The sequence below is a fragment of the Burkholderia sp. IT-111MI5 genome (genome assembly GCF_949752865.1).
Lineage (GTDB): Bacteria > Pseudomonadota > Gammaproteobacteria > Burkholderiales > Burkholderiaceae > Burkholderia > Burkholderia pyrrocinia_C.
Genome location: NZ_CATKIF010000073.1, coordinates 193010 through 219647, shown reverse-complemented (window position 1 = coordinate 219647; position 26638 = coordinate 193010). Strand labels below are relative to the sequence as shown.

At 67.2% G+C, this 26638-nt stretch carries 27 protein-coding genes; 9 read left to right on the top strand and 18 right to left on the bottom strand.

All coding sequences use genetic code 11. From position 1 onward, the window contains the following. Positions 1-363: 363 nt before the first annotated feature. From ACM6JT_RS35390 to ACM6JT_RS35350, 9 genes are all read right to left on the bottom strand, one after another. Positions 364-948, bottom strand: coding sequence for a dual specificity protein phosphatase family protein (locus ACM6JT_RS35390; RefSeq protein WP_034180768.1), 585 nt, complete (start codon positions 946-948; stop codon positions 364-366). Between the two features lie 13 nt (positions 949-961). Then, a complete protein-coding gene (locus ACM6JT_RS35385; protein ID WP_414858221.1) occupies positions 962-1456 on the bottom strand; it encodes a hypothetical protein in 495 nt (164 codons plus the stop codon). Continuing rightward, the gene (locus ACM6JT_RS35380; RefSeq protein WP_414858220.1) at positions 1453-2595 is read right to left on the bottom strand and encodes an MGDG synthase family glycosyltransferase; all 1143 of its coding nucleotides are present in this window, start codon (positions 2593-2595) and stop codon (positions 1453-1455) included. Before ACM6JT_RS35380 ends, ACM6JT_RS35385 begins: the two co-directional genes overlap by 4 nt. A 374-nt stretch (positions 2596-2969) precedes the next feature. Then, positions 2970-4091, bottom strand: coding sequence for a hypothetical protein (locus ACM6JT_RS35375; protein WP_414858219.1), 1122 nt, complete (start codon positions 4089-4091; stop codon positions 2970-2972). Positions 4092-4316: 225 nt separating this feature from the next. Then, positions 4317-4820, bottom strand: a complete 504-nt coding sequence (locus ACM6JT_RS35370) for a hypothetical protein (RefSeq protein WP_034180772.1) — start codon at positions 4818-4820, stop codon at positions 4317-4319. Positions 4821-4941: 121 nt separating this feature from the next. Beyond that, positions 4942-5766: an OmpW/AlkL family protein gene (locus ACM6JT_RS35365; protein WP_006752708.1), complete on the bottom strand. Its 825-nt coding sequence runs from the start codon at positions 5764-5766 to the stop codon at positions 4942-4944. Between the two features lie 74 nt (positions 5767-5840). Further along, entirely contained in the window at positions 5841-7094 is a 1254-nt protein-coding gene (locus tag ACM6JT_RS35360; RefSeq protein WP_414858218.1) for a DUF2957 domain-containing protein, read from the bottom strand. A 71-nt stretch (positions 7095-7165) separates the two neighbouring features. Next, the gene (locus ACM6JT_RS35355) at positions 7166-8779 is read right to left on the bottom strand and encodes a DUF2957 domain-containing protein (protein WP_105391724.1); all 1614 of its coding nucleotides are present in this window, start codon (positions 8777-8779) and stop codon (positions 7166-7168) included. A gap of 616 nt (positions 8780-9395) precedes the next feature. Next, positions 9396-9692: a cupin domain-containing protein gene (locus tag ACM6JT_RS35350; RefSeq protein WP_034180775.1), complete on the bottom strand. Its 297-nt coding sequence runs from the start codon at positions 9690-9692 to the stop codon at positions 9396-9398. Positions 9693-10126: 434 nt separating this feature from the next. On the opposite strand from ACM6JT_RS35350, the gene ACM6JT_RS35345 reads away from it, so the two are divergent. The 3 genes from ACM6JT_RS35345 (at position 10127) to ACM6JT_RS35335 (ending at position 13422) form a co-directional block, all read left to right on the top strand. After that, on the top strand, positions 10127-11071 hold the full coding sequence (locus tag ACM6JT_RS35345) for an ABC transporter ATP-binding protein (RefSeq protein WP_217590275.1): 945 nt from the start codon (positions 10127-10129) through the stop codon (positions 11069-11071). 5 nt (positions 11072-11076) lie between these two features. Then, the gene (locus ACM6JT_RS35340) at positions 11077-11838 is read left to right on the top strand and encodes an ABC transporter permease (RefSeq protein ID WP_021160316.1); all 762 of its coding nucleotides are present in this window, start codon (positions 11077-11079) and stop codon (positions 11836-11838) included. A gap of 162 nt (positions 11839-12000) precedes the next feature. After that, entirely contained in the window at positions 12001-13422 is a 1422-nt protein-coding gene (locus ACM6JT_RS35335; protein ID WP_414858216.1) for an MFS transporter, read from the top strand. A gap of 362 nt (positions 13423-13784) precedes the next feature. On the opposite strand, the gene ACM6JT_RS35330 is transcribed toward ACM6JT_RS35335, so the two are convergent. Further along, complete coding sequence (locus tag ACM6JT_RS35330) at positions 13785-14015, bottom strand: hypothetical protein (protein WP_175747082.1); 231 nt, start codon at positions 14013-14015, stop codon at positions 13785-13787. A 209-nt stretch (positions 14016-14224) separates the two neighbouring features. Between ACM6JT_RS35330 and ACM6JT_RS35325 the strand changes: the two genes are divergently transcribed. The 4 genes from ACM6JT_RS35325 (at position 14225) to ACM6JT_RS35310 (ending at position 17461) form a co-directional block, all read left to right on the top strand. Further along, positions 14225-14656, top strand: coding sequence for a YciI family protein (locus ACM6JT_RS35325; protein ID WP_034180779.1), 432 nt, complete (start codon positions 14225-14227; stop codon positions 14654-14656). 270 nt (positions 14657-14926) lie between these two features. Beyond that, positions 14927-15733 (top strand): DinB family protein, encoded by an 807-nt coding sequence (locus tag ACM6JT_RS35320; protein WP_175747078.1) that lies wholly within the window; start codon positions 14927-14929, stop codon positions 15731-15733. After that, positions 15730-16470 (top strand): alpha/beta fold hydrolase, encoded by a 741-nt coding sequence (locus ACM6JT_RS35315; RefSeq protein ID WP_414858215.1) that lies wholly within the window; start codon positions 15730-15732, stop codon positions 16468-16470. The genes ACM6JT_RS35320 and ACM6JT_RS35315 overlap by 4 nt, the downstream gene beginning before the upstream one ends. 112 nt (positions 16471-16582) lie before the next feature. After that, the gene (locus tag ACM6JT_RS35310) at positions 16583-17461 is read left to right on the top strand and encodes an alpha/beta hydrolase (protein WP_414858261.1); all 879 of its coding nucleotides are present in this window, start codon (positions 16583-16585) and stop codon (positions 17459-17461) included. A gap of 134 nt (positions 17462-17595) precedes the next feature. Here the strand turns inward: ACM6JT_RS35310 and ACM6JT_RS35305 are convergent, their stop codons facing one another. Both ACM6JT_RS35305 and ACM6JT_RS35300 read right to left on the bottom strand, forming a co-directional pair. Next, positions 17596-17826, bottom strand: a complete 231-nt coding sequence (locus ACM6JT_RS35305; protein ID WP_034180781.1) for a hypothetical protein — start codon at positions 17824-17826, stop codon at positions 17596-17598. 207 nt (positions 17827-18033) lie between these two features. Next, positions 18034-18933, bottom strand: coding sequence for a hypothetical protein (locus tag ACM6JT_RS35300; RefSeq protein ID WP_034180782.1), 900 nt, complete (start codon positions 18931-18933; stop codon positions 18034-18036). A gap of 78 nt (positions 18934-19011) precedes the next feature. Here ACM6JT_RS35300 and ACM6JT_RS35295 point away from each other — a divergent pair, with 78 nt between their 5' ends. Continuing rightward, the gene (locus ACM6JT_RS35295; protein WP_034180783.1) at positions 19012-19350 is read left to right on the top strand and encodes a helix-turn-helix domain-containing protein; all 339 of its coding nucleotides are present in this window, start codon (positions 19012-19014) and stop codon (positions 19348-19350) included. 287 nt (positions 19351-19637) lie between these two features. On the opposite strand, the gene pqqE is transcribed toward ACM6JT_RS35295, so the two are convergent. The 6 genes from pqqE to ACM6JT_RS35265 form a co-directional block, all read right to left on the bottom strand. Beyond that, positions 19638-20777: a pyrroloquinoline quinone biosynthesis protein PqqE gene (pqqE, locus tag ACM6JT_RS35290; protein ID WP_034180784.1), complete on the bottom strand. Its 1140-nt coding sequence runs from the start codon at positions 20775-20777 to the stop codon at positions 19638-19640. Position 20778: 1 nt separating this feature from the next. Next, on the bottom strand, positions 20779-21060 hold the full coding sequence (gene pqqD / locus ACM6JT_RS35285) for a pyrroloquinoline quinone biosynthesis peptide chaperone PqqD (RefSeq protein ID WP_034180785.1): 282 nt from the start codon (positions 21058-21060) through the stop codon (positions 20779-20781). Further along, entirely contained in the window at positions 21057-21776 is a 720-nt protein-coding gene (gene pqqC, locus ACM6JT_RS35280) for a pyrroloquinoline-quinone synthase PqqC (protein ID WP_034180786.1), read from the bottom strand. Before pqqC ends, pqqD begins: the two co-directional genes overlap by 4 nt. Before the next feature lie 2 nt (positions 21777-21778). After that, on the bottom strand, positions 21779-22702 hold the full coding sequence (gene pqqB, locus ACM6JT_RS35275) for a pyrroloquinoline quinone biosynthesis protein PqqB (RefSeq protein WP_034180787.1): 924 nt from the start codon (positions 22700-22702) through the stop codon (positions 21779-21781). 62 nt (positions 22703-22764) lie between these two features. Next, positions 22765-22839, bottom strand: coding sequence for a pyrroloquinoline quinone precursor peptide PqqA (pqqA, locus tag ACM6JT_RS35270; protein ID WP_006485436.1), 75 nt, complete (start codon positions 22837-22839; stop codon positions 22765-22767). A gap of 333 nt (positions 22840-23172) precedes the next feature. Beyond that, on the bottom strand, positions 23173-25194 hold the full coding sequence (locus ACM6JT_RS35265) for a sigma-54-dependent Fis family transcriptional regulator (protein WP_414858214.1): 2022 nt from the start codon (positions 25192-25194) through the stop codon (positions 23173-23175). 425 nt (positions 25195-25619) lie between these two features. Here ACM6JT_RS35265 and ACM6JT_RS35260 point away from each other — a divergent pair, with 425 nt between their 5' ends. After that, positions 25620-26570, top strand: coding sequence for an alpha/beta fold hydrolase (locus ACM6JT_RS35260; protein ID WP_414858213.1), 951 nt, complete (start codon positions 25620-25622; stop codon positions 26568-26570). Positions 26571-26638: the final 68 nt, after the last annotated feature.

Genomic DNA, 26638 nt, shown 5'->3' with positions numbered 1-26638 from the left:
GGATGTCGACGCCCGCACGTGCGGATGGAACGACAAGAACGCTGCTCGGGGCCAAGGATCCTCGCCCTCTCAAACGTTTGCGAAACAACCCGGGACGATCTTGTTCTGCATACCTTAAGAATTAAATTGAACGAGTCCTGAAATGCGATTGGAATGAAAGGAAGTCTGTCGGGCCACAAGGCGCCAATCATGACCACACTTCAGATTCGCGGCAGGAAGCCGCTCGCGTGCGTCGTCGTGCGTTACTTCGTCGCGAAGGCGGCAAGGCAGCCGGAGACAGTCTGACGGTTGCGGGCGCGTTGCCCGAACGCCCACGAGAAACGCCGCCGACGATTACCGTCGGCGGCGTTTTTCATTTCCGGCTCAACCGTTGTTGACCTCTTGCCGCAAATGCTCGACGTCGACGTGCTTCAGGTAATTCGTGATGTTCTGCCAGATCGGATGGAACCCGTAGCCGCCGTGCTGCAGTTCGTCGAGCGCCTGCTCGCGCGTCCAGCCCTGGTACACCATCCGGTACAGCGCCGACACGAGCCCGGTGCGATCGGCGCCGTGCTGGCAATGGATCAGCACCGGACCGTCCTGGTCGGCGGTCCGCAGCGCCTTCAGCGCGGCGACCATGTCTTCGTCGCGGATGTACCACGTATTGATCCGGATGCGCTGCATCGTGATCTGCGTGCCGGCCAGGATGCTGTCGTCCGCGTGAAATGCGCGGAAGCTGATGACCTTGCGGATGCCGAGCTTCTGCAATTCCGGCACGTCTTCCCGCGAAAGCTGCGCGCTGCGGTACAGCGTCGGCGTGATGCGATGCAGGTTGTTCACGCGCGCATCGGCAATGTTTTGCGCCCATTGGATCGGGCGTGAGGAAACGCCGGACACCGGGTCCGCATGGGCCGGCTGCACGAGCCCGGCAAGCGTAACGGCGATCGCGGCAATGAAGGCGATTTTCATGTTGGTTCGGTGTTCAGTGGAATGCGCGCTTGCGCTCGCGCGACAGGATGAACAGGACGATCGCGGCGGCGCTCATCGTCCAGTAGTCGGTAGGCGCCACGCCCAGCCAGTGGACATGCCAAGGCACGTGCGCCGGGTTGAAGCGGGCAAGGCCGTAGGCCGGATTCAGCACGAACCACAGAAAATCCTCGGTCAGCCAGAACACCATGATGCACGCGATGATGCGGGCTTCGATGCGCCACGACCAGCACGCGTTGAAGATGGGCGGCAGATGGAAGAACAGCGCGACGAACGGGAACACCCACGCGTGGTATCCGGTCATCGGGCGCCCGCCCCAGAAGATATCGAGCAGCCAGTGCTTGTCGATGCGCCAGGTCGGCAGGTTGGCGGCCCAGCCCGCGCTGCCCTCGATCTGGATCTCGACGTTCGCGAAAAAGAACGCGAGCAACATGACCCACGCGACGACGAACAACGTATGGCGCGTCGGCACAAAACGCGCGACGCTCATGCGGCAGGCTCCAGGCCAAGCACGCGATCGAGCACGAAGCGTCCGGCCAGCGGCCGCCCGAGCGGGGCCAGGCGGCGGCGCATGTCGGCCAGGCGCTCCGGCGTCTGCAGCAGCGCGCGGATCCGGTAGACGAGCGCATCGTCGTCGATGGCCTTCAGCGCAACGCCCTGTTCGAGCAGGAAATCCGCATTGCGCTCTTCCTGGCCCGGAATCGGCGAGTTGACGATCATCGGCAGCTGCATCGCGAGACATTCGGACGTCGTCAGGCCGCCCGGCTTCGTGATGACGAGGTCGGCACAGGCCATCAGGCGTTCGACCTGCTGCGTGAAGCCCTGCGGAAAGAGCCGGCCCGGATGCCGCGCAGCGAGCGCCTGCAGCGACGCCAGCATCGCCTGGTTCTTGCCGGCCAGCGCGATCAACTGGAAATCGGCGTCCATCTCCAGCAGCCGCGTCGCCAGCACGTCGAGTCCGCCGAGGCCCGCACCACCGGACATCATCAGGAACGTCGGTCGCGCGGGATCGAGGCCGAATTCGGCCGCGCAGGCCGCGCGGTCAAGCGGCTGGCCGAACGCCGGCATGATCGGGATGCCGCTGACATGCACCGTTTCAGGCGCCATGCCGCGCGCGTGCATGCGCCACGCGATCTCGTCGTTGGCCGCGAAGTAGCCGCGCATGTTCGGCACGACCCACATGCTGTGCAGGTCGAAATCGGTGACCTGCACCCACACCGGCGTGTCGACGCGCCCCTTGCGGATCTCGCGCGACAGCAGTTCGGCCGGCAGGAAGTGCGTGCAGATGATCGCGTCCGGGCGCTGCCGTCCGATTTCCGCGAGCAGCTGCCGGCAATTGAGCCGCTCGATCGCACGCCGAATTTTCTGCGACGGCGCGGCGGGATCGACCTCGTCGGTCTTCTGGTACAGGTAGCCCCACAGCGCCGGCTGGCTGCTGACGAGCTTGATGTAGAGGTCGGTGTACAGCTTGCGAAAGCCGGTGGACACGAAATCCATCACGTCCAGGTGCGTGGCTTCGATGCCGGCGGGATGGCTGCCGGCGAATGCGCGGATCGCTTCGGCCGCGCGGGTATGCCCGGCGCCCGCGCTGACGCTCAGGAGAAGAATTTTTTTGTTGTGCTTTGACATCTGACTGACCGTTTCGATGAAGGTGATCCGGACGCGGGTTCGGCAGCGGCGCTCTCACGCGACTGCGTCTCGCGTCCGGCTTTCAACAAGCTTGGCGGATCTTCGGCGGTGCGGGCGGTCGGGTACCCCGAATCGATCGCCGGCATTGCCTGCGGAATCATACTGCGTCCGGTCGATGCGGCTCGGATCTGCTGCCGCCGCGCTGTCAGTCAGGGTGGCATGGCGCGCGGTCGGCGGGAGACGCCGACCGTGCGTGACGACGAGGGGCGCCGCTGCTTCATGCCCCACTCGCGCGCGCGAATGGGGTGCCGTATTTCAGCGCGAGCGGGTGCTCGCGCGCAGGTCATGTCGTTTCATGTCGGCAAAGCCGAGTGTCAGCGGGCCTTCTCTGCGTCTTCGCCGAACCGGGCCGTCGCCACGGCCCGCGTCCGCATCCGCTTTGCGCGGACGATCGGGTTCCATCGCGACGTCAGGCTCATCGCGTCGCGCAGGTGATCGAACGCGACATCCTCCTTCGGCCCGAAGCGGCTGACCGCCGGCCACGCGAGCACGTGATCGAGCCACGCCTGCCATGTATCGCCATGAAAACGACCGCCGATTTCCCGCACCGCGTCCGGCGCGGCGATCACGATGCCCGCCAGCAGGTAGTACGCCCAGAAGCTGCCCGCGCCGACGAGTCGATCGAGCCGGCACACGGACAGCGCGGCAAGCAACCCGTCCACCGACGCGAGATCGGCGCGATGCACACGGATCGCCCGCGCGACGAGGTTGTGCTGACCGCCGTACGCGGCAACGGAAATCCCGTTGCCGGCGGCGAGCGCGGCCGAGAACATCGCGAGCGCGGCCATCTCGTCGATGCGTGATGCATCGTCGCGCGGGCCCCACACGCGCAGCACGATCGCGTCGATGATGGCGCCGGGACGGGCCGATGTTTCCGCAGTCGTCGCCGCAACGACGGCCAGCTTTTCTCTCAGGTTCTTCGCAGGCGGCGTCTCACCCTGCTCTTCTCTTTCATGTGCGGTACGTTCGCCAACGTCTGCGCCGTTGCATTCGACACCGCCGGCAATCCGCGCGAGCGCGGCCCAGCCGACATCTTGATCGTCGAATGCGCACGCGTCGATCACGCCGTGCGCCGCGTCGAACACTGCGCTCGAGCCGGGGCAACGGCGTTCGGCTTCGGCAAGCTGCTGCGCGGACGGCACATGCGAGCATGCGCCGAGCGGGTCGGTCGGGTCGCAAGCGCAGCCGCCGCCATCCGTTGCGATCCACGGCGCAAGCCCGTGAAGAACGGCCGCTGCGTCACGAGACAGGCTCGCGCCCACCCGCATGCGTATCGCGTATGACGCGACGACGGTCGTGTCGCCGGCGTCGCCCGCCGCCGGCGCGCAAGCGGCGGCGTCGAGATGTTCGATCAGGTACTGCAGCCACGCGGCCGTGCGCAGCCGGTCAGGCGTCGCGCCGCGGGCATCACCATACTTCGCTGGGTCGGTGAGCATGGGTCGTCCGGGAGTGTTCTGGCCAATTGGAATAATGTTGTTTCGGTCCGCGCGGTACACCGTGCCGACCTTGCAGGTCCGCCCGCATCGGATCGCGACACGGGCGGCCCATCGGCCGTCGCGCCGATACGCGCGACGGCACGAATGCATCGAAGCTGCGGACACCCGCCGCGCATGCCGCGCGGCCCTCGCGCACGGCGGACGCCCCGCTTCGATCCGCGACGCTTACTGCACGTGGAACTTCGGCGACGTCGTGACCGTGCCGGACACCGTGCAATTCGGCGTCAATGCAGCGTTATTGAACGTCAGCGACGAGTTCGGGTCGTTCCAAGCCGTTACCACCTTGCTCGGGCCGCACGCGCCGAGCAGCGCGACGTTCACCTGCACGTTGTTGATCGACAACTGCGTCGTGCTGTCGGCCTGGCCCGTCCACGGCGACGTGCTGCTCGCGCTGCCGCTGATCAGTCCGCACGTGGCGCCTCCGGCGAACTGCGTCGACGTGATGTGGACGATGCCGGTCGACGTGATCGTCCCGTTGAACGTCGCGGTACAGTTTGCGCTGATCGATCCCTTGCTGAGCGTCGTGAGCCCCGATACGGAGAACGGCTCGCCGTTCGGGTTCATCGGCTGCCCGTCAGCGCGCGAAACGGTGACCGCGAAAGCAGGCGCGGCCGAAACCGCGGTGAATGCCACTGCAGCAACAAGCGATACGATTTTGCGAATGCTCATTTGAACTGCCCCCTCTCTTCACAAATGGCGGCACGCCGCCAGGAACGCAACCGTCCGGCCGAAAGAGCCCGGCCAGCCGGTCGCAGGAAGCCGCCGGCACGCGTCATGCGCGCCGGTCGGCTCAGAACTTGTAGGAAATCCCGACGAACGTGATCAGCGGATCGGCCTTCAGCCGCGTGCGCGTGGTCGCGAGCGTCGAACCGTCGGCCGCCTTGATCACGAGCGACGAGTACGTCTTCAGCGGCATGTAGGTCAGCGTCGCGGTGAGCCCCCAGTGCTTGTCGATCGCATAGCTCGCGCCGACGTTGTAGACCGGCGTGAACGACGACGACGCCTTGCCCTCCACCGACGTCGCCCCCGGCTTGCCGGCGCCGGCCGCGAGTACGCTGCCGAGGTTCTCGTTGATGTCCTTCGCGAAGTTGCCGTTCAGCTCGATGTTGCTGAACCAGCTGTAGGCCACGCCGATCCCGACGAACGGGCGGAACTTCGCCGTCGGCGCATTGAAGTAGTACTGCAGAATGATCGTGGGGCTCCACTGCCGCGCGTTCTTCACGGCCGGCTGGTTCGACGTCTTGTCCATGTCGACCGAACCGAGCGAGCCGGCCGGGCCCGGCGGCCGGATCACGCCGTGCCCGGTCAGCGTGAACTCGGGCGGCACGCCGAGCACCGACGTCACCGCGATATGGTCGGTGAAGAAGTGCGTGAGCGTGAGGCCGACCGTATCGGCGTTGTTGACCGTCAGGCTCGTGCCCGGCGACGTGAACGACCCGGGCAGCCGCAGCGGCCCGTTGATCGGCATGTTCGCGAGATTCGTCGTCAGGCCATTGGTCGAATCCTGCGGCATGATGTGCAGCCAGCCCAGCGTCGCGACGTTGTCGCCCGCCTGCTGGGCCGATGCGAGTGTCGACACGCCTGCGACGACACCCGCGACAATCAGCTTCTTCATGAAGTCTCCCCTCTCATTCTGTCCGGGCGCCGCGCATCCGCGCGCGACGCCGCCGTGTCTCCGTCCGGGTGTGGTCACTGCACGAACGCGCCGACCGTGAAGTACGGATTGCTCGTATCGGCCATGTCGAGGAACCCGAATACGCCGCCGGTGAACACGAACTTTCCGGTCGCCGGCCCCGACGCAGCATCCGCATGCACGGTCGTCACGACACCCGGCACCTTCTGCGTGAAGTCGAGGTTCAGTGCGCGCGTGAGCGCGGCCTGCGACGCGTTGAACGGATCGAGCAGCGTGGCCTGCGCGCCGACGAGCGCGGTCGCGCGATAGTTGAACGCGCTGTCGACACCCGTGTACTCGCCGTTCTGCGAGCCGGGCGCAATCGCCGTCTGCGGGCTCAGGAACGAGATGCCCGATTCGTCGTCCGCGCTCGGCGGGCCCTGCGTGAGGTCCGCGTTCGCGGCGCCGGTGCGGATGAAGATCGGCACGAGCTGGTTGCGCAGCTTGCCGACGATCAGGATCCCCTTGCCGGCCTTCGCCGGATCGAGCGCGGCGAGCGTCGGTGGAATCTGCGGCTGGTAGTTGAGCGACTGGAACGCCGGCGCATCCGGACGCAGCGTGAACGGCTGGTTCACGGTCGTGCTCGATGCAAGCGGCTGCCCGCCGTTCTTCTTGCCGAAGTTGTCGGTCTCGACGTAGCTGCCGTCCGCGTTGATCGTCACCTTCTGATCGAGCGCCACCGGCTGGAAGTTCTGCGACGGAACCTGGTGATAACCGAGCTGGTTGTAGGTGCCGGCGATCTTCGTCAGGTCGGTCTCCAGCGACGAGAAGCTGATGAACGGGTAATACGGGAACGTCGTCTTCGGAATCTTGCCGACGCCGATCACGCCGTCGAACTGGATCGTCGCACCAGGAATCGCGCCGCCCAGCACGCCTTCTCCGAGGAACAGCCGCGCGGGCCGGCCGGGATCGAGGCTCGCGTTCTGCATCCGGAACGTGCACTGGTTCAGCTTCACCGTCGGCAAGCCCGTTTCGTCGGCCAGCGTGCCGTCGACGACGTTGGCCGGCGCCGTGTCGCGCGTCGGCTGCACGGTGCCCGCGGCAGTCGGCACCGGCGATGCGAGGTAGGTCATCCGGAACGTCATCTTCGTGGTGTCGAGCTGCACTTTCACGAGCTCGCCCGACCCGGAGCCGCCGATGAACACCGTGTTGTAGTCGATCGCCTGCGGGCACAGCCGGACCACCGGCGCGGGCGGCGGGTCGCCGTCGCCGCCGCACGCAGCCAGCACGGGCGCGAGCGACGCCACGGCCATCCAATGCTTCACATTCATAGGAATCCTCTTGAAATTAGATTCGCCGGCGGCGACGCATGCGCCGCCGGTGTGACTTGTTCGGTACGCGGTTACTGGACGAACGCGCCGACCGTGAAGAACGGGTTGACCTGGCTGTTGTTGACGACCATTGCGTAGACGTTGCCGGCCGTCACGATCCAGCCCGTGTCGCCCTTCTTGAAGATCGCGACATTGCCGCTTGCGCCCTTCGCGTTGAAATCGCTGTTGGCCGTGACCTTGACCTTGCCGGGCGTTGCCTGCGTGTAGTCGAGCACGAACTGCGACGTTACCGAAGACGTCTGCGGATCGATGAATGCCGCGGTGCCGCCCTGGAACAACGTCGACGTGTAGTTCGCGGAGATCGTCGACACGGCAGTGCCGTCGTTGCAGCTACCCGCTTCCGCCATGAAGAAGCCGTTGGCAAAGGTGCCCGGCAGATCCGGGTGCGGCACCTGGTTATCGAAGCTCGGGCCGGACTGCGCGATGGTGTTCCCCACACCGGTAGATGTCACGACACCGCATGCGGATGCGCTCGTCGCGCCGATGTAACCGCCCTTCAGCGAGTTCGCGGCAATCGCCGTGGACGACGAGAGCATCGAGATCCCGACTTCGGCATCGGCGACCGACGCGAGCGGATTGCTCGCATCCACATGGGTATAGCCGACGCGAATCACGATCGGCACCCGTACGCCGTTCAGCTTGCCGACGATCATGATGCCCTTCGCCTGACTCGGCGTCACGATCACGAGGCCTGGCGCCTGCCCGGCGACCGGATACGCAACCGTACCGAACGGGTTCGCCACCGCATTGCTCACGAACACGTTGTCCGCCGACCCGTCCGCGTTCTTGCGCAGCGTCCACGGCGACCCGGTCGTCTGGCATGAGTAGTCGCTGCCCTGCGTGATCGTGCACGAACCGTCCGCATTGAACGTCTGGTTCCAGTTGACGACGTCCGGCTCCCAGCCGACAGCCCCGTTCGCATTCTGGGCGGTACCGCCGACCGGCGACAAATGGATACCGACTTCGTTGTAGTTGCCAGCGACCTTCGTGAAGTCGGTTTCCGTTTCGACAAAGCCGATGAACGGATAGAAATCGAATGTGCGCGACGGCACCACGCCAAGGACAAAACCCGGAATCGGCTCAATGCCCTGGAACGCGATCGTCGCCCCCGGAATTCCGCCGCCAACCACGCCATTGCCGACGAACAGCATCGGCGGATCGGTACGCTTGATCGTCACCGAATACGCGCCGTCGCTCGTCGCGCCGCTGTCGAGCACGAACGCGCAGCGGTTCTGCTCGGCGGTCGGAAGGTTGGTCGGATGATGGAATGCGCCGCTGATCGTCAGGCCCGCGCGCGTGTCGTTGACCTGCCCCGCCGACGTCGGTACCGACGATTCGATGAACTGCATCTGATACGTGAGCTTCGTCGTGTCGAACTTCACCTTCACGTATTCGCCGCTGCCGGCGCCACCCGTGTAGGTCGTCGTGTAATCGAGCGAATCGGGACACAGCTTCGTCACGACGGGCGGTTGCGTGATCGCGCCGCTCGGCCCGCATGCACTGCCCGAGCACTGCGGCACGTTGATCGGCCCCGGATCGTCGCCGCCGCCGCAACCGGCGACGAACGGCAGCGCCAACACCGCGCACGACAGGATCACCTTCCGCCATTCAGGAATGCAAATCATCAACCCCTCCTTTACAGGTACGACGAGTCTCGTCCGGACGGGCTGCATGGCTCGCCGGTTGGTATCGCGCCGCCGCACGAGCGCGCGGCGCATGATGGTGTTCGCAATGCGACCGCCCTTCAGCTCATGCAAATACGACGAAAGCCGCGGCGGCAGACAAGCGCGCTCCCGCGGCGCCGTCATGCGGCACGGCGCCGTCGGAACGATCGAAACGGAAAGTGGTGCGCCGCTACACGGCGATGCGGCAACGCAGGCTGACGACGTATGTCGCGCCTGCATTCAGCGAAAAACTGGGAAACGGCAGTCCGGTTGGCCCCGCGGATACGCGTCGCATTGAATTGGTCTCCGTACGTACGCTTGATTCGTTATCGTGATGCGTCGTTTGACGAGACTATGATCGGACCATTCAAACAAGTAAATGGATGCAGAGTTCCAAACGAACGGAACCGCGCGATCCTAGTGTTTTCACGGAGTTTGACAATTTTTCAAACGACCTTCATTTTATTTGCTCAGACAAATAGATGGGCCGCGCGACGGGCTTGCGCGGCAGGCCGCTTTCCGCGCCGGGCGGGCGAGCCGGCTCGCAGGCGGCCTCGTGAATGCGGCGCGCAACCTTTTACACGTCGATGATCGCGAGCGTACCGTGGCTGCCGGGCAGCACCGCGTGGCGCGTGCCGGCGAGCGCGAGATACATCTGCCCGGCCTCGACCACGACCGTTTCCGCGCCAACTTCGAGCATCAGCCGGCCGTCGAGCACCAGCAGCCCTTCGTTGTAGTCGTGCACTTCCGCTTCGTACGGCTGCGCATCCATGCGCAACACCTTGATCCTGGCCGGCCCGACCTCGCCGACGATCGTGGATTTCCATGCGGCGGCCTGCGCGGCCGCAACGGATTTGAAATCGATCAAAGACATTCGCCCCGCTCCGTGAACCGTGAAAGGAACGCATTATCGCGAGCGCCAGGCATGCCGTCCCGGTACGGCGCAGAGGCGTTCGGGCGGCACAGTCGGCGGGCCGGCCTCCGCGCGGTGGCGAGAAAACGCGATCGCCGTCCGGCTCGCCGAAAATATCCAAAATTGTTCGAACAACTCAAACAAAGCACAGCTTTATTGAGCGACACTCAAGCATTTCGAGCAAATCCGACACCAACAACGCCCGGCCTTTCCACCGAAATGCATTTCCATCTACCGATTGCTAATATGGCGGTCCCGCGATCCCGCACCACAACGCCGTTCGACATGACGCCCGTTCGCCATGCCGTCCCCGATCCCGGCCGCTTCGCAGCGGCGGCGATACCGGGCACGCGCGGCACACACCGTCGCGCCGGCCGGCCGTGCCATCCGTGAGCATGCAACCGATCCTTTCCGTCTCCGACCTCTCCAAGACTTACGCGTCCGGCTTCCAGGCGCTGAAGCACGTGACCCTCGACATCCGCCCCGGCGAGATCTTCGCGCTGCTCGGGCCGAACGGCGCCGGCAAGACGACGCTGATCGGCTCGATCTGCGGCATCGTCACGCCGACCGAAGGCCGCGTGACGGTCGGCGGCCACGACATCCGCGATCAATACCGCGCGGCCCGCGAAATGATCGGCCTCGTACCGCAGGAACTGACCACCGACGCGTTCGAAACCGTGTGGGCGACCGTGTCGTTCAGCCGCGGCCTGTTCGGCAAGGCGCCCGATCCCGCGCATATCGAGAAGACGCTGAAGGCGCTGTCGCTGTGGGACAAGCGCGACAGCAAGCTGATGACGCTGTCGGGCGGGATGAAGCGCCGCGTGATGATCGCGAAAGCGCTGTCGCACGAGCCGCGCATCCTGTTCCTCGACGAGCCGACGGCCGGCGTCGACGTCGAGCTGCGCCGCGACATGTGGAAGCTCGTCGATTCGCTGCGCGAAAGCGGCGTGACGATCCTGCTGACCACGCACTACATCGAGGAAGCCGAGGAAATGGCCGACCGGATCGGCATCATCCTCGGCGGCGAGCTCGTGCTCGTCGAGGAAAAGCACGAGCTGATGCGCAAGCTCGGCAAGAAGCAGCTGACCGTGCAGCTCGAGCAGCCGCTCGCGGACGTGCCGCCCGCGCTCGCGCCGTTCGGGCTCGAACGCGCGGACGACGGCGCCGCGCTCGTCTACACGTACGACTCGCAGCGCGACGACGCGAGCATCGCGACGCTGATCAGCGCGCTCGGCTCGGCCGGGATCGGCTTTCGCGACCTGCATACGACGCAGAGCTCGCTCGAGGATATTTTCGTCAGCCTGATCGACAACCGCCGCAACGGCGCACAAGGAGCCTGACGCGCATGAATCTTCATGGAATCCGCGCGATCTACCGCGCAGAAATGGCCCGCACGCGCCGCACGCTGATGCAGAGCATCATCGCGCCGGTGATCTCGACGTCGCTGTATTTCGTCGTGTTCGGCTCCGCGATCGGCTCGCGCATCAGCGACGTGAACGGCATCGGCTACGGGTCGTTCATCGTGCCGGGCCTCGTGATGCTGTCGCTGCTGTCGCAAAGCATCTCGAACGCGTCGTTCGGCATCTACTTCCCGCGCTTCACGGGCACGATCTACGAGATCCTGTCCGCGCCCGTGTCGTACTGGGAGATCGTGATCGCCTACGTGGGCGCGGCCGCGTCGAAGTCGATACTGCTCGGCGTCATCATCCTCGCGACGGCCGGCCTGTTCGTGCCGCTGCACATCCTGCATCCGTTCTGGATGGTGCTGTTCCTCGTGCTGACGGCGGTCACGTTCAGCCTGTTCGGCTTCGTGATCGGCATCTGGGCCGACAGCTTCGAAAAGCTGCAGCTCGTGCCGCTCCTGATCATCACGCCGCTCACGTTCCTCGGCGGCAGCTTCTATTCGGTCGACATGCTGCCGCCCGCATGGCGCGTCATCACGCTGTTCAACCCGATCGTGTATCTGGTCAGCGGCTTCCGCTGGTCGTTCTACGGGCTCGCCGACGTGCATGTGTGGATCAGCCTCGCCGCGACCGGGCTGTTCCTCGTGATCCTGCTCGCGATCGTCGCGTGGATGTTCCGCACCGGATACAAGCTGAAAAACTGACGCAAACCGACGCACCCGGCGCCGCCCGCCGATGACGCATTTGGGCAAGCAGGCGGCGCTTTTCCTCTGATGCGGCACTTTGTGGTCGCGTCTACTGAATACCGAAGCATCGGGGCCTTGGAGCATGCGCTGCGAGGCCCCTTTTCATTTCAGAGGACGCCAATGCCCGCCGCCACCGCTCCCGCCTCCGCCGCCGCCCGGCTCGAACGCCTGCCGTTCTCCGGTTATCACAAGCGGATCTTCTTCATCATCGCGATCGCGTTCTTCTTCGACTCGGTCGACCTCGGCACGATGACGTTCGTGCTCGGCTCGATCCGCAAGGAGTTCGGTTTGTCGACCGCGGCCGCCGGCCTCGTTGCGAGCGCAAGCTTCTTCGGGATGGTGCTCGGCGCGGCCGTCGCCGGCCTGCTCGCCGACCGCTTCGGCCGCCGGCCGGTGTTCCAGTGGAGCATGGTGCTGTGGGGCGCCGCGTCGTACCTGTGCTCGACCGCGCAGAGCGTCGACGCGCTGATCGTCTACCGCGTGCTGCTCGGGATCGGGATGGGGATGGAATTCCCGGTCGCGCAGACGCTGCTGTCCGAATTCGTGCCGACCGAGAAGCGCGGCCGCCTGATCGCGCTGATGGACGGCTTCTGGCCGCTCGGCTTCATCACGGCCGGCGTCGTCGCGTACTTCGTGCTGCCGCAGTTCGGCTGGCGCACGGTGTTCGCGCTGCTCGCGATTCCCGCGGTGTTCGTGCTCGTCGTGCGCCGCATCGTGCCCGAATCGCCGCGCTGGCTCGAACATGCGGGCCGGCACGCGGAAGCCGACACGGTGATGAACACGATCGAAGCGAAGGTGATGCGCTCGGCCGGCGTCGCGACGCTGCCGCCGCCGTTGCGGCTCGCCGAACCGGTGGCCGCACGCGGCCGCGGCGCGCTGCGCGAGATCTGGAGCGGCGTGTATCGCCGCCGCACGGTGATGGTGTGGCTGCTGTGGTTCTTCGCGCTGCTCGGCTTCTACGGCCTCACGTCGTGGCTCGGCGCGCTGCTGCAGCAGGCCGGCTTCGAGGTCACGAAATCGGTGTTCTATACGGTGCTGATCTCGCTCGGCGGCGTGCCGGGCTTTCTGTGCGCCGCGTGGCTCGTCGAACGGTGGGGGCGCAAGCCGACCTGCATCGCGTCGCTGATCGGCGGTGGCGCGATGGCGTATGCATACGGCCAGAGCGCGCTGTACGGCGGCAGCATGGCGCTGCTGATCGGTACGGGCCTCGCGATGCAGTTCTTCCTGTTCGGGATGTGGGCCGCGCTGTACACGTACACGCCCGAGCTGTACGGCACCGGCGCGCGCGCGACCGGCTCGGGCTTCGCGTCGGCGATCGGGCGCATCGGCTCGCTGATCGGGCCTTACGTGGTGGGTGTCGTGCTGCCCGTGTTCGGCCAGGGCGGCGTGTTCACGCTCGGCGCGCTGTCGTTCATCGCGGCCGCAGTTGCCGTGTGGACGCTCGGGATCGAGACGAAGGGGCTCGCGCTGGAGCAGTTGGCGGCGGGCGACGAAGCCGGTGGCGGCGGCCGGTATCCGGCGGCGGCGGACGAGGTGTCCTGATCCGCGAATCGGATCGCGGTTTTCCTTCAGGCCGGGAAGGCGTTCGGCGCCGTTCCCGGTCGCTGCGTGAATCGACGGGCTTCGCGTCCGGATCGACGCTGCCAGACTGCATCGAGGCACCGGTTCGTGCAGCTCCTGGTACGTCGCGGCGATCGCGCGCTCGGACTACCTGCCGTCGCTCGCGCACCTGCCAAGCGCGCTGCGCCGCATCCAGTCGCTCGATCTCGACATCATCCTGCCGATGCACGGGCCGGCCATCACGCACGACATCCCGCGCATGCTGGCCGGTGCAATCGCGCATTGCGAGGCCGCCGCGTAACGCACGCGGGCGGAGACGCAAGAGGTGGTATGACGAATGCCGGTCAGGCGCCGGTGACGACGAACTCTTCGGCCGCCTTGCGCTGGACCGCGGCCATCACCGCCAGCTCGCGCTTGCTGCGCGTGTCGGAGGACACGACGCCCGTCGCGTGCTTCGCCTTCGCGCCCAGCGGGAAAAACACGAACGACGCGCCGTCCGGGGCGGACGGCTCGGCGCGCAAGCGTTTGTTCAGGATCTTCAGGTATTTCTTCTTCGAGACTTCTTTAGCAGCCATGGCACCCTCCGCGTAAACGTGGTGAGGTTCAGCATACCAGTTTTGGCGGGGCGCTCCGCGGCAGCGCCCGCCGGTTCGCCCGTCATCGAAAATTCTTCGTGCACGATGTCGATTCGCGCCATTCTCGCGCGTCGTATTGTCGTAACCGATCGTTTTGCCGTCGGCACGACCAGCGGCAACCCCCGATTCCCGTTCAAGGAGATACGACAATGCGCGTCATGGTAATCGTCAAGGCAACCGCCGATTCCGAAGCCGGCAAGATGCCCGACACCGAACTGCTGGCCGCGATGGGCCAGTACAACGAGGAACTCGTGAAGGCCGGCGTGATGCTCGCCGGCGAAGGGCTGCACCCGAGTTCACGCGGCAAACGCGTGCACTTCGCCGGCAAGGACCGGACGGTGACCGACGGCCCGTTCGCCGAAACCAAGGAACTCATCGCCGGGTTCTGGCTGTGGCAGGTGAACTCGATGGAAGAAGCCGTCGAATGGGTCAAGCGCTGCCCGAACCCGATGCCGGGCGAATCGGATATCGAGATCCGCCAGGTGTTTTCGCCCGAGGATTTCGGCGCGGAATTCACGCCCGAGCTGCAGGAGCAGGAAGCGCGGATACGTGCGGAAATCGACGCCCGGCAGAAGTCCTGAGCGGCGGGCGGGAGCGGAGCCGGTGCGCCGCCCGGGCATGGAGCGACGATCCGCTGCCGTTCGTGAAGTCGATTCCCGGCGCGACGTGGCGGCGTCGCATCGGGCGGCATGAATTCGGCCATCGGCCGCCGGCGACCGCAATCATGCGGACCCCGTTGCTCGCGGTGCTCGCCGGCTAGCGCCGCACCGGGTGGGTCGCGCCGCCCGGTTGACGTAACCCTGCCTGGTAACGTATCGTTTTGATACGTTACCAGGCAGGGTCTGTTCGTCATGCATTCCCGTTTCGACCGTTTCCGCACCACCGCACTCGGCACCCAGCTCGAAGCACTGATCGCACAGCCCGAGCGCTATCCGGAATTCGCGGCGCTGTCGCGCGTCGGCGTCGCCGCGATCGGCGCGATCCAGCACGAGATCGCGCGCAATTTCCCCGAAATCGAAGCCGACACGACAGCCCGCCAGTTCTGCGGCGCGATGGTCGCGGAAGTCATGCGCCGCCACGGCCACGACGTCGTGCAGGCGCGCGGGCGGCTCGGCGGCTCGCTGTTCAGCTATGGCGCGGTGTTCAGCGCGTATCCGCAAACGCTGCCGTTCGCCGACGTCGTTGTTGCGCTGGCCCGCATGCCCGACCGGCTCGCCGCGTATGCCGCGCACGTGCCGGCCGCGCTGTGGGCGCGCCGCCCGGCCGGCACCGGCTTTTCGCTGGTCGAGCATGCGTGCCACTTGCGCGACCTCGATGCGGTGTTCGCGGAACGCATCGACGCGGTGCGCACGGTCGAACTGCCGGTGATCGCGTCGGTCGACGGCACCGCGCTCGCCGCGCAGCGCGACTATCTCGCGCAGCCGCTCGACCGTGCCGTCGCGGCATTCCGCACCGGCCGCGCCGCGCTGTGCGCAACGGCCGCCGCGCTGGAACCCGCTCAGCTCGCGCGCTGCGGGCTGCGCGACGGCATCCGCCGCATGTCGCTCGACGAGCTCGTGCGCGAACTGCTCGACCACGACCGCACGCACGTGCTCGAACTCGACGAACTGCTCGCCGAACTCGAGTTGCCGCCCCTTTCTTTCGCGCCCGCGCAATGACCCTGCCTGCCCCCGTCGTCTTCATTCACGGTTTCATCGGCACGTTCGACGTGCACGGATGGAACGGCCCGCACCTGGTTCCCGACCTGCTCGGCTACGGCGCGCATCGCGCGACGCCGTTCGACGCGATCACGCTCGCCGCGCAGGTCGAGCATGTCCGGCAAACCATCGACGCGCATTTCGGCCCGCAGCCGGTCGATGTCGTCGGCCACTCGGTCGGCGGCGCGATCGCGATGCTGTTCGCGCATGCGCACCCCGAGCGCGTGCGGCGCATCGTCAACGTCGAAGGCAATTTCACGCTCGACGATGCGTTCTGGTCGGCGTCGGTCGGCCGCATGACGCCCGGCGAAGCCGACGCGATGCTCGACCGCCTGCGCGCCGATCCGCTCGACTGGCTGCGTGGCGCGATTGACGATCCGTCGCCGCGCATGCTCGACGACGCACACCGCTGGCTCGCGCATCAGCCGGCGTCGACGCTGCGCGCGATGGGCCGCTCGGTGGTCGCGACGACGGGCGTTCCGGGCTACCTGCAAGCGCTCGCTCAGGTGTTCGAGCGTCATCCGGTCTGGCTCGTCGCGGGCGAACGTTCGCGCGCGGGCTGGCATGTGCCGGACTGGGCGCTCGCGCGCTGCGCCGGCTTCGACACGATCGAACGCTGCGGGCACCTGATGCCGGCCGAGCGGCCCGACGCGTTTCGCGAGGCAGTCGAGCGCATCACCGACGCGCCGCCCGCCTGACAAACCCGTAGGATTCGTCGAAATATGGTTGAAAGGTGCGGTTGCTAGAGTCGTCCGAACAGGGTTTTCCCGGTGCCCCGGCGCCGGACAGGGTCGACACATGCAAGGATCGATGCACCTGGCACGCGCCTTCTGGCTGCTTCTGCTGCTCGCCGTCACGAGCCCTGCGTTCGCATTTCATGCGCGGGTCGTCGCGATCCCGAGCGCCGCGATGAGCGAGACGCTCAGGGCGACCGTCGTGCTGCCCGACGACTACGCACGCGCCAACCGCAACGGCGAACGCTATCCGGTCGTCTATCTGCTGCACGGCTCGGGCGGCGACCATACCGACTGGACGTCGAACACGCATATCGCCGCGCTGGCCGACCATTACCGCGTGATCCTCGTGATGCCTGACGGCGGACACGAAAGCTGGTACATCGACAGCCCGTTCGATTCGGGCAGCCGCTACGAAACCTTCGTCGGCGACGAAGTCGTGTCCTACGTCGATTCGCACTTCCGCACGATCGCGACGCAGCGCGCCCGCGCGATCACCGGGCTCAGCATGGGCGGCTTCGGCGCGCTGCGCATCGCGCTCGACCGGCCCGACACGTTCGGCGCGGTCGGCAGCATCAGCGGCGCGGTCGATCCGCGCTGCTGCGAGGACGAGCCGGGCATCGACCACGTATTCGGCGATCCCGGCCGCCATCCGTCGTTCTGGAACCGCAATGCGATCGTCGAAAGCGCGCGCGCGTTCGTGCGTGCTCATCTCGACGTGACGATCGATTGCGGCCGCGACGACGCGCTCGTCGGTTCCAACCGCACGCTGCACGAACGGCTCGTCGCGCTCGGCGTGCCGCACGACTACGCGGAGCGGCCCGGCGGCCATACTTGGGATTACTGGGCAAATGCGATCCGCTACCAGATGCGGTTCTTCGCGGCGTCGTTCCAGCATCGCGGCTACGCGTTCCATCCCGCGAACCCTGCGCCGGGCATGACGCGCGCGGGCTGACGCGCGCAGTGTCGCCGCGCGATCCAGCGATATCGATTCGATGCGGACGGGATAAACGACCGACGGGCCGAACAGCGGCCCGGCAACGGAAAGGAAGCGCGCCGATCGACGCGACAAAAGCGGAAACGCCTGGTTCAGACCTGGTGTGACGCGTCGGCACTCACCACGCGATCGAAGACTTCCTGCGCACGCGCCAGCTCGTCGAGCGCGCGATCGAGACGCGACATCGCGCGTGCGTATTCGGCCGACGAGACGTCGTCGTCGCTTTCGCCGCGTACCGCTCGAAAGGCCTGATCGACGTTGCGCGTCGCTTCGACGAAGCGTTGCGCGGCCCGGGCTTCCCGCGAACAGATATGGGTCGACATCGACACTTCTCCCTCAGGATTGCAGTGTGAAGCAAGCCGACGCTCAGTGTGCGTGGCACGCATGTCGGCGGCGTGAACCACGATCCATCGATCGTCGACGCATCGGCCGCCGCGCAGCGCGCTTCGTGCCGATTGTCCCCCTGCGCTCGCCGATCCGCTACGGCGAGATTGCAACAAATTCTTGCGCAACCTTCTCCGCGCTCGTCGTCACGCGCGCCCGATGCGCGGATGCGCGAGGCCACCGAACGCAGCAGCCTCGCCCGGCGACAGGTCGAACAGATCGCCGGTGAGATCGCGCGGATGCTCGACCGCCGGCCGGCTGCGCAATCGCGCCGCATGCGCGGGTGCGACATACGCGGCCGCGGTTTCGATCGGTGGTACGTCGAACAGGTCGCGCGTGACGCCGCGCACGGCATCCGTCGGCGAACGGCCGCGCAAGCGCGCAACCAGCTCGACGAAGCGATCGAAATCGCCTGCGCGCGTCGCCTTGTTCACTTCCGCGAGATCGCGCGCCTTAAGCACGCACGGCTGCGCGAGCCGCACGAAATACGGCGCTTCGAGCTCGACCGACAGCGCGAGCGGATAGCTCTTGCCCGTCTGCTCCTTCGCGCGCCCGACGCAATCGACCACGGCCGCGCCCTGTGCGGCGCCAAGCGGCCTGCCGGTGCTCACGCTGCGCAGGTGATCGGGAAACACGCGCAACTGCGTGCCGACCGTCAGCGCGGTGGACGACGCGCACACGAGCGCGTAGTGCTGTTCGCGGCGACGGCCCGACGGCAGCGTCGAGCGGCTCGCGATGAACGTGTGCGGCGGAAGCGGCCGCACCTGACCGCTCGCGTCGACCCATGCATTCCACAGCAGCGCGTCCTTGCGCTCGCCCGCGCGCGGGCGCGATGCGACCGGCGAAAACAGCGCGAGCAGCGAACCCGTGCGATGCGCGGCGACTTGCGCGCTGCTGCCGAGCGGCTGGTTGATGCCCCACAGAAAACGCCCGCCCCCGAGCCGGCGCTCCCATTCCTTGCGGAGCACGACGGTCGGCAGTTCCTCGCCGGACTCGGTGCCGATCTTGGTCCAGCAGAACGTGGGTGGGAGGTGTTTCAGCGTCATCAACTTTCTCGGGATACAGCCTCGCTGGTGACAGGAAGCCCATTCAACAGCCGTAACTGTATAGGTATAATGCATCGCATGGAAGCCCCGGACCAAGATTTTCCCGTTCAAGACCTGTTGCGCCGCCTGATGGCAGATACACGCTCGTCCAGCGAAATCGCGCGACTTTCCGGGGTCAGCCAGCCAACCGTGTCGCGCCTGAGGCTGTCGAACGGGCATCGGCTGCGCCGCAGCGCGCCATTCAATAAGCTATGCAGTTTCTATGGTGTCGATACCGGGCCGTCGCGCCGCCGCTATAACGACCTGCTGCGCGACGCGATCGTCGACGCATGGGACGGCTCCGACGAGCACGGGCGCGCGCTGCTGGTCGTGATTCAGGGGTTGAAGGATCTGCAGGCGAAGGCCGACGACGGGTGATGTCGCGGTTCGATTTCGTTCGCTTTCGTTCGCTCGGCCGGGCGGCTTGAAGTCGGCCGGGAACGAAGCTGACCCGGCACCACAGCACGCGGGTGGCGACGATCGATCTCGTCGCCACCGGTGTTGCATCCGGATGCGGATAGGCGAGCGCGCGGCGGCAGGCGTCAGCGCCCGTTCACGTCTGTTTCGGGTTTCGCTGGCTGCGGGAAGGCATTTCTTGCGCTACTGGCGCGACGGTTGCCGCGCGGACGCTGGGTCGGTGACGAAGCCGTCGTCGCCGCATCTCGTCAGCGGTCGCACGCCGTCCCGCATTGCGCGAGCGAATTCTCCTTGCTGCGAAACACCAGCGGCTGCTCGTCGCGCGGCGCCGGTCGCCGCGCGAATTGCACCGCCTGCTCGACCTGGCCGTGATGCGCTGACTTCGCGCACACCGGATCGGCTTCCTTCGGGTCGCCGGCCAGCAGGTACGCCTGGCACCGGCAGCCGCCGTGATCCGTATGCCGCTCGTCGCACGTGCGGCACGGCTCGCGCATCCAGTCATCGCCGCGAAACGCGTTGAACGCGTCGCTGTCGTACCAGATTTCCTTCAGCGACCGGTCGCGCACGTTCGGCAGCGCGAGCCCCGGCAGCGAACGCGCGGCATGGCACGGCAGCGCGGTGCCGTCAGGCGCGACGCCGAGAAACACCGAGCCCCAGCCGTTCATGCACGCTTTCGGGCGCGCCTCGAAATAGTCGGGCACGACGAACAGGATCCGGCAGCGCTCGCCGACCAGCTTGCGATAGCGATTCACCGTGTCCTCGGCTTCGCGCACCTGTTCGACGGTCGGCATGAGCTGGTCGCGATTCAGCATCGCCCAGCCGTAGTACTGCGTGTTCGCGAGCTCCAGGTAATCGGCGCCGAGATCGAGCGCCATCTCGATGATCTGCCCCACGTGCGGCAGGTTGTAGCGATGCAGCACGCAGTTGAGCACCATCGGGTAGCCGTGCGCCTTGATCAGCCGCGCGACGTCGCGCTTCAGCTCGAACGTGCGCGTGCTGGTCAGGAAATCGTTCAGCTCGCGCGTCGAATCCTGCAGCGACAACTGGATGTGGTCGAGCCCGGCTGCCTTGAGCCGCTCGATACGCGCGACGTTCAGCCCGATGCCCGACGTGATCAGGTTCGTGTAGAAGCCGAGCCCGCGCGCATGCGCGACGAGCGCCTCGAGGTCGCCGCGCTGCAGCGGCTCGCCGCCCGAGAAGCCGATCTGCGCGGCGCCGAGCGCGCGCGCATCGCTTATCACCGCGCGCCACGCATCGGTGTCGAGTTCCGCGCCGTGCGTCGCGAAGTCGACGGGGTTGTAGCAGAACGCGCAATGCAGCGGGCAGCGGTACGTGAGTTCCGCGAGCAGCCACAGCGGCGCGGACGGACGGGAAGTGTCGGGCGCCATGTCAGTCGAGCCAGCCGCGCAGCCGCGCGTGATCGAGGAAACGGTATACGTCGGAGGCAAGGTCCGACGTGCTGAACAGGCACTCGAGTTCGCCAATGATGTCGTCGAGCTCGCGCGTGCCGTCGCAGCGCACGAGTATCTCGGCCGCGCTCGGGTTGAGCTTGACCATTCCTTCCGGATAGAGAAGCACGTAGGCATCCTGGGCCACCTCCCACTGCAGGCGGTACATGCCCCTCAGGCAGGGGCGCAGCGGCACGCCGCTGGCGGCATCGATCGCGTTCATACGGGGTAGGCCTTTTCGACGGCGTCGAGCATCGACCACAGAATGTCGAGCTTGAATTGCAGGATGCCGAGCGCGCGCTGCTGCGCATCCGGCGTCGTGAAATGCTGCAGCGTGACCGCAAGCCCGTGCTCGACGTCGCGCTGCGCGAGCGGCACGCGGCTGCGGAAGTAATGCAGCCCGTCCGGCTCGATCCACGGGTAGTGCGACGGCCAGCCCGCGAGCCGGTCGAGATGGATCTGCGGCGCGAACATCTCCGTCAGCGACGAGCACACGGCTTCCTGCCACGGCGCGCGCCGCGCGAAATTCACATACGCGTCGACCGCGAAGCGCACGCCGGGCAGCACGTGTTCGAGCGACCACAGCTCGGCGCGATCGAGACCGCACGCCTCGCCCAGCCGAACCCACGCCTCGATGCCGCCTTCGTTGTCGCCCTGCCCGTCGTGATCGATCAGCCGCTGGATCCACCGCCGCCGCGTGTCGCGATCGGGGCAGTTCGACAGGATCGCCGCATCCTTGAGCGGGATGTTGATCTGGTAGTAGAAGCGGTTCGCGACCCAGCCGCGGATCTGCGCGGGCGAACACGCGCCACTGTTGAGCCGCCGGTTGAACGGGTGATGGATGTGATAGCGCGATTCGAGCGCGCGCAGGCGCGCCTCGAATTCGGTCGCGGTCCAGGGCGTCGCGTGCAACGCCGTAGCGGGGATCGGTGCGTTCATGGTCAGACCTGGAATTGCATGCCGTCGTGCGCGACGTCGATGCCATGCGCGCGCAGGTGCGCGTGCTCGACGGAATGCGGGTCGAGAATCGGGTTCGTGTTGTTGATGTGCGTGAGCACCTTGCGCGTGCGCGCGGGCAGCATGTCGAGCCAGTCGATCATGCCGTGCTGCCCGTGTTCCGCGCACTGCGCGAGATGCCCCATGTCGGCCGCGTGCTTGCTCGACAGGCCGAGGTCGATCATCTCGGTGCCGGTCCAGAACGTGCCGTCCACCAGCACGAGGTCGGCGCCGTCCATCGCTGCGCGCACGTCGTCGGAAACGGCCGCGAGCCCCGGCGCATAAAACGCGCGCCGGCCGCTCGCGACGTCTTCGATCGACAGCGCGATGTTGTCGCCGGGCGCGGCCGACGCGCGCCGCGGCGAATACGGCGGCGCCTTGCTGTCGACGGGAATCGCGGTGAAGCGGATGCCGCGCGCCGCCGGCACCGTGAACGGCTCGCCGAGCGCGATCGTGTGCGCATCGACGCCGCAGTAGTGGCCGAGCAGCGGCACGAGCGGCAGCCCGGTCGACAGGTCGTCGAGCACCGGCGCGCTCGCGTAGAGCGGCAGCGGCGTCGAACGCTCGCGCAGCATCAGCAGGCCGGTCACGTGATCGATCTGCGCGTCGCACAGCACGACGGCGGCGATGCCGCTGTCGCGGATCGCGCGCGCCGGCTGCAGGTCCGGATTCGCGCGCAACTGGGAAAGAATGTCGGGCGACGCGTTGACGAGAATCCAGTCGATACCGTCCGCGCTGACCGCGAGCGACGACTGCGTGCGCGGCAGCACATGGCCGCTTCCGCTGCGCGCGCGGCGACAGTTCGCGCAATTGCAGTTCCATTGCGGCAGGCCGCCGCCGGCTCCCGAGCCGAGTATCTTGATCTTCATGGGCGTCAGCTCCCGAGGCCGTCCGCGCCGCGCATCGCGGCACGGACGGCGCATCGCGACGATCAGCGGTTGGCGATGTACATCGTGATTTCGAAGCCGAAGCGCAGGTCGGTGTAAGACGGGGTCGTCCACTGCATGATGTGTCTCCTGGTTGGGTTGGTAAGTCGTGTCGGTGAGTCCGACAACCGCGGCAATCTGGCGGTCGGTTCCTCTTCAGCAAGGAGCGTGCCGAAGCCGCACTTTGCCTGCGCGACGGCGGCACATGGCCGTCGCGCAGGCATCGGGACGAAATCCTTACGATTAGCCGACACGATTCGCGCGGATGCGATTCGCCGCCCCGGCGGCACGATGCGCGGGGGCGGTGACAGGTGTTGAATCGTTGAACACCGGTGTTGCAACGGGTGTTGCAACTTGACACACCGGCAGTGGCGGATCGCGGGCCGCGCAACCGCGATCGCGCGGCCCGCGCGTCAGCTTTCCTCGGACGGTTGGCGCTCCGCGTCGGCCGCCGGCATCTTCCGGTAGATCGTGTTGCGCGACACGCCGAGCGCGCGCGCCGCGGCCGACACGTTGCCGCCGTGACGGGCCAGCGCGGCGGCGATCGCGGACGCGGCGACGTCCTGCAAGCGCGCGTCGGCAGGCGGGAACGCCTCCACGGCACACGGTGCGGCGGCCGGATCGTGCTGCGCGGCCGGCTCGGCCGGCGCATCGCCGCGGCGCAGGTCGTCGAAGAAATCGTCCGGCAGGTGCTCGCGCCGGATTTCGCCATCGTCGTCGACCATCGCCGCCGCCGTGCGCAGCAGGTTGCCGAGCTGGCGGAAGTTGCCGGGCCACGTGCAGCGCACGAACAGCGCCATCACATCCGGCGCGACGGAGAGCGGCGGGCGGTCGGAGCCCGCGAATGCTTCGCGTTGCAGCATCTTCTGCACGACGACCGCGAGATCGGTGCGGTCGCGCAGCGGCGGCAGGCGCACCACGAGGCCGTTCAGCCGGTAGTAGAGATCCTCGCGGAAGCGGTTCTGCGCAATCATGTCGCGCAGGTCGCGGTGCGTCGCGCAGATGATCGAGATGTCCACGGCGATCGTCTTCGTCGACCCGAGCGGGTTGACGAGGCGCTCCTGCAGCACGCGCAGCAGCCGCACCTGCAGCGGATACGGCATGTCGCCGATCTCGTCGAGGAAAAGCGTGCCGCCGTTTGCCTGCAGCAGCTTGCCGATCGCCCCCTTGCGGCGCGCGCCGGTGAATGCGCCCTCCTCATAGCCGAACAGCTCGGATTCGATCAGCGTCTCCGGAATCGATGCGCAGTTGACCGCGACGAACGGCGCGTCGCGACGCGGCGAGTCGTTGTGGATCGCCTGCGCGAGCAGTTCCTTGCCGGTGCCGGTCTCGCCGGTGATCAGGATCGGAATGTCCTTGCCGATCACCTTGCGCACCTTCGCGATCACGCACGCAACCTGCGGATCGCCGGTGTCGAGATAGTTGAGCCGCGACAGGCCCGCCGACGTGCCCGCCGCCGGCGCCGGCACCGTGCTCGCGCGCACGGCCGGCGCGCCCGCGTCGTGGACGTCCGTCGGCCGGCTGCCTTCCGCGAGCGTCGCACGCCGGAAGTGCACGCGCGCGCAGACCACCGCGCCGGTGCCGAGGTTCAGCATCAGGTGCCGGTCGGTGCTCGCGCGCATGCGGTCGATCAGCTGCGCGCTCGTGATGTCGAACAGCGACGACAGCGTATGCGCGCGCAGCACCGCGAGCGGCATGCCGAGCTGGAACTGCGCGCTGCGATTGGCCGACAGGAAGCGGCCGTCGGCGGTGAACGCGACGATCCCCTCCATCAGCGTGCCGAGAAACTCGGGACGGCCATGGAACGACACCTGCAGCGTTTCCTGAAAGGTCGTCGTAAACAGGTGATTCTCGATCATCTGCACCGACATCTTCGCGAGCGCCATCGTGTGCTGGTGATAGCTGCGGTGGTCGCCCGTCACGTCGAGCACGCCGATCGCGTCGCCGTACGGGTCGAGGATCGGCACGCTCGAACAGGTCAGGAAGCGGTTCGCGGCCAGGAAGTGCTGGTCGCCGTGGACCACCATCGGGCACAGCTCGGCGAGCGCCGTGCCGATCGCGTTGGTGCCCTGCCGGCTCTCCGCCCAGTTCGCGCCCGGGCGCAGCGCGACCTTCTCCGCGCGCTGCAGGAAATCGTCGTCGCCGATCGAATGCAGGATCAGCCCTTCCGCGTCGGTCAGCACGATCATGCTCTGCGTGTTGACGATCTGCTCGTGCAGCGTCTCCATCACCGGCATCGCGTGCACGCAAAGCACGCGGCTCTGCTCGCGCTTCAGCACCAGCGCCGCGCTCGACAGCACGTCGTAGTCGGGGCGTGCCGATACCTGCAGGCCGAACGTCTCGGACCGCTCATGGGCTTTCTGGATCGACGGCGCGGGCCAGCCGGCGGGATGCGCGGCCCGAGTCCGGGCCGCCTGATCTACGTCATCGCGCATTGTCTCCTCCGGGGATCCTTCCGGTCATCTGCCGGACTCTTTGCCGTCATGACAAGCAAGCATCGGGCCACGCGAGCGGCGCGGCGTGGACGGGCCGTCCGATCTCGGTCATGCGTCGCGAATTGAAAGCCGGATGCAAGGCAACGATCGGTCGAGATCGTGCCGCCGGACAGTTCGGCCTTCGTAATACCGCGATTGCCCGGCTCGCGGCTACCCGTGCGAATCCCGATCTTCGCGCCTGGCGCGGTTCTGGCTTTGTCTCAGGTCAAGCACAGCAGTCGCCCCCGGCGCATACGCGGCCGAGTGACGGTTGTCCCCAATTCCGCCCGAGCCACGTCGACATGACGCCTACCCCGATTCGACTCACGCCGTCGCCCGCCATGCCGGTCTCGCCTGCCGGGCCTCGCGCACCTGTATCACCCGTCATGCCCGCCGCCCCCGTTCACCGGCGCCTGCGCCGCGACGCACAGTCGATCGCGTTCACCATGGCCGGCGCCGCGGACGGCCACCCGGTCGTCGTGCTGCACGGCGGGCCCGGCAGCGGCAGCCAGGCCGGCATCCTGCGCCTGTTCGACCTGACGCGCACACGCGTCGTGCTCGTGGACCAGCGCGGCGCGGGCGCGTCGTCGCCGCGCGGCGGCACGCGCCACAACAGCACCGCGCGGCTGATCGGCGATCTCGAGGCCGTACGCGAGCAGCTCGGCATCGCGCGCTGGGGCGTCGTCGGCGGATCGTGGGGCGCCGCGCTTGCGCTCGCGTATGCGGGCACGCATCCCGCACGGGTGACCGGCGTCGTGCTGCGCGGCCTGTTCCTGACGTCGCCACGCGAAGTCCGCCGCCTGTTCACGACGTCGCGCACGCGTGCCCCCGGCGAATGGCAGCGCCTGTGTGCGGCGGCCGTCTGCGCCCGGCCGGATCGTCTGCTGTCGTGCTGCGCGCGGCGGCTGCGCCCCGGCGCGGGCGCGGCGCGGCAGCGCGCGGTGGCCCTCGCGTGGCGCGCATACGAAAACGCCGTCCTCGCGTCGTCGCAGACGCGCCGCTCGCCCGCGCACGCGATCCGCTCGCACAAGACTGTCAGCCGGCTGATCGACAAGTACCGGATCCAGGCGCATTACCTGCAACGCGATTGCTGGCTCGGCGAGCGCCGCGTGCTCGCACTCGCGCGGCGGGCCGCTGGCGAAGGCGTGCCGCTGTTCGCCGCGCACGGGATGCACGACCCCGTTTGCCCGGTCGACAACGTCGCCCGTCTCGCTCGTGCCGTGCCCGGCGCCAAAATCGAACGCGTGCCTGCCGGGCATCTGGCGAGCGACCCGGCATTGGCGCGCAGCGTCGCCCGCGCGGTGCATGCGATGTTCGCGGCGGCGCCGTTCACGTGACGGCGCATGTCGGGCACGGCCGGCGCCGGCTCACGTCGTCATGCGACAGCAGGCGCAGCCATATAACA

Bases quoted from the DNA above. Each gene is read 5' to 3' on its own strand.
- ACM6JT_RS35390 (WP_034180768.1), bottom strand. From the start codon at position 948: ATGAAAATCGCCTTCATTGCCGCGATCGCCGTTACGCTTGCCGGGCTC.
- ACM6JT_RS35385 (WP_414858221.1), bottom strand. From the start codon at position 1,456: ATGAGCGTCGCGCGTTTTGTGCCGACGCGCCATACGTTGTTCGTCGTC.
- ACM6JT_RS35380 (WP_414858220.1), bottom strand. From the start codon at position 2,595: ATGTCAAAGCACAACAAAAAAATTCTTCTCCTGAGCGTCAGCGCGGGC.
- ACM6JT_RS35375 (WP_414858219.1), bottom strand. From the start codon at position 4,091: ATGCTCACCGACCCAGCGAAGTATGGTGATGCCCGCGGCGCGACGCCT.
- ACM6JT_RS35370 (WP_034180772.1), bottom strand. From the start codon at position 4,820: ATGAGCATTCGCAAAATCGTATCGCTTGTTGCTGCAGTGGCATTCACC.
- ACM6JT_RS35365 (WP_006752708.1), bottom strand. From the start codon at position 5,766: ATGAAGAAGCTGATTGTCGCGGGTGTCGTCGCAGGCGTGTCGACACTC.
- ACM6JT_RS35360 (WP_414858218.1), bottom strand. From the start codon at position 7,094: ATGAATGTGAAGCATTGGATGGCCGTGGCGTCGCTCGCGCCCGTGCTG.
- ACM6JT_RS35355 (WP_105391724.1), bottom strand. From the start codon at position 8,779: ATGATTTGCATTCCTGAATGGCGGAAGGTGATCCTGTCGTGCGCGGTG.
- ACM6JT_RS35350 (WP_034180775.1), bottom strand. From the start codon at position 9,692: ATGTCTTTGATCGATTTCAAATCCGTTGCGGCCGCGCAGGCCGCCGCA.
- ACM6JT_RS35345 (WP_217590275.1), top strand. From the start codon at position 10,127: ATGCAACCGATCCTTTCCGTCTCCGACCTCTCCAAGACTTACGCGTCC.
- ACM6JT_RS35340 (WP_021160316.1), top strand. From the start codon at position 11,077: ATGAATCTTCATGGAATCCGCGCGATCTACCGCGCAGAAATGGCCCGC.
- ACM6JT_RS35335 (WP_414858216.1), top strand. From the start codon at position 12,001: ATGCCCGCCGCCACCGCTCCCGCCTCCGCCGCCGCCCGGCTCGAACGC.
- ACM6JT_RS35330 (WP_175747082.1), bottom strand. From the start codon at position 14,015: ATGGCTGCTAAAGAAGTCTCGAAGAAGAAATACCTGAAGATCCTGAAC.
- ACM6JT_RS35325 (WP_034180779.1), top strand. From the start codon at position 14,225: ATGCGCGTCATGGTAATCGTCAAGGCAACCGCCGATTCCGAAGCCGGC.
- ACM6JT_RS35320 (WP_175747078.1), top strand. From the start codon at position 14,927: ATGCATTCCCGTTTCGACCGTTTCCGCACCACCGCACTCGGCACCCAG.
- ACM6JT_RS35315 (WP_414858215.1), top strand. From the start codon at position 15,730: ATGACCCTGCCTGCCCCCGTCGTCTTCATTCACGGTTTCATCGGCACG.
- ACM6JT_RS35310 (WP_414858261.1), top strand. From the start codon at position 16,583: ATGCACCTGGCACGCGCCTTCTGGCTGCTTCTGCTGCTCGCCGTCACG.
- ACM6JT_RS35305 (WP_034180781.1), bottom strand. From the start codon at position 17,826: ATGTCGACCCATATCTGTTCGCGGGAAGCCCGGGCCGCGCAACGCTTC.
- ACM6JT_RS35300 (WP_034180782.1), bottom strand. From the start codon at position 18,933: ATGACGCTGAAACACCTCCCACCCACGTTCTGCTGGACCAAGATCGGC.
- ACM6JT_RS35295 (WP_034180783.1), top strand. From the start codon at position 19,012: ATGGAAGCCCCGGACCAAGATTTTCCCGTTCAAGACCTGTTGCGCCGC.
- pqqE (WP_034180784.1), bottom strand. From the start codon at position 20,777: ATGGCGCCCGACACTTCCCGTCCGTCCGCGCCGCTGTGGCTGCTCGCG.
- pqqD (WP_034180785.1), bottom strand. From the start codon at position 21,060: ATGAACGCGATCGATGCCGCCAGCGGCGTGCCGCTGCGCCCCTGCCTG.
- pqqC (WP_034180786.1), bottom strand. From the start codon at position 21,776: ATGAACGCACCGATCCCCGCTACGGCGTTGCACGCGACGCCCTGGACC.
- pqqB (WP_034180787.1), bottom strand. From the start codon at position 22,702: ATGAAGATCAAGATACTCGGCTCGGGAGCCGGCGGCGGCCTGCCGCAA.
- ACM6JT_RS35265 (WP_414858214.1), bottom strand. From the start codon at position 25,194: ATGCGCGATGACGTAGATCAGGCGGCCCGGACTCGGGCCGCGCATCCC.
- ACM6JT_RS35260 (WP_414858213.1), top strand. From the start codon at position 25,620: ATGCCCGCCGCCCCCGTTCACCGGCGCCTGCGCCGCGACGCACAGTCG.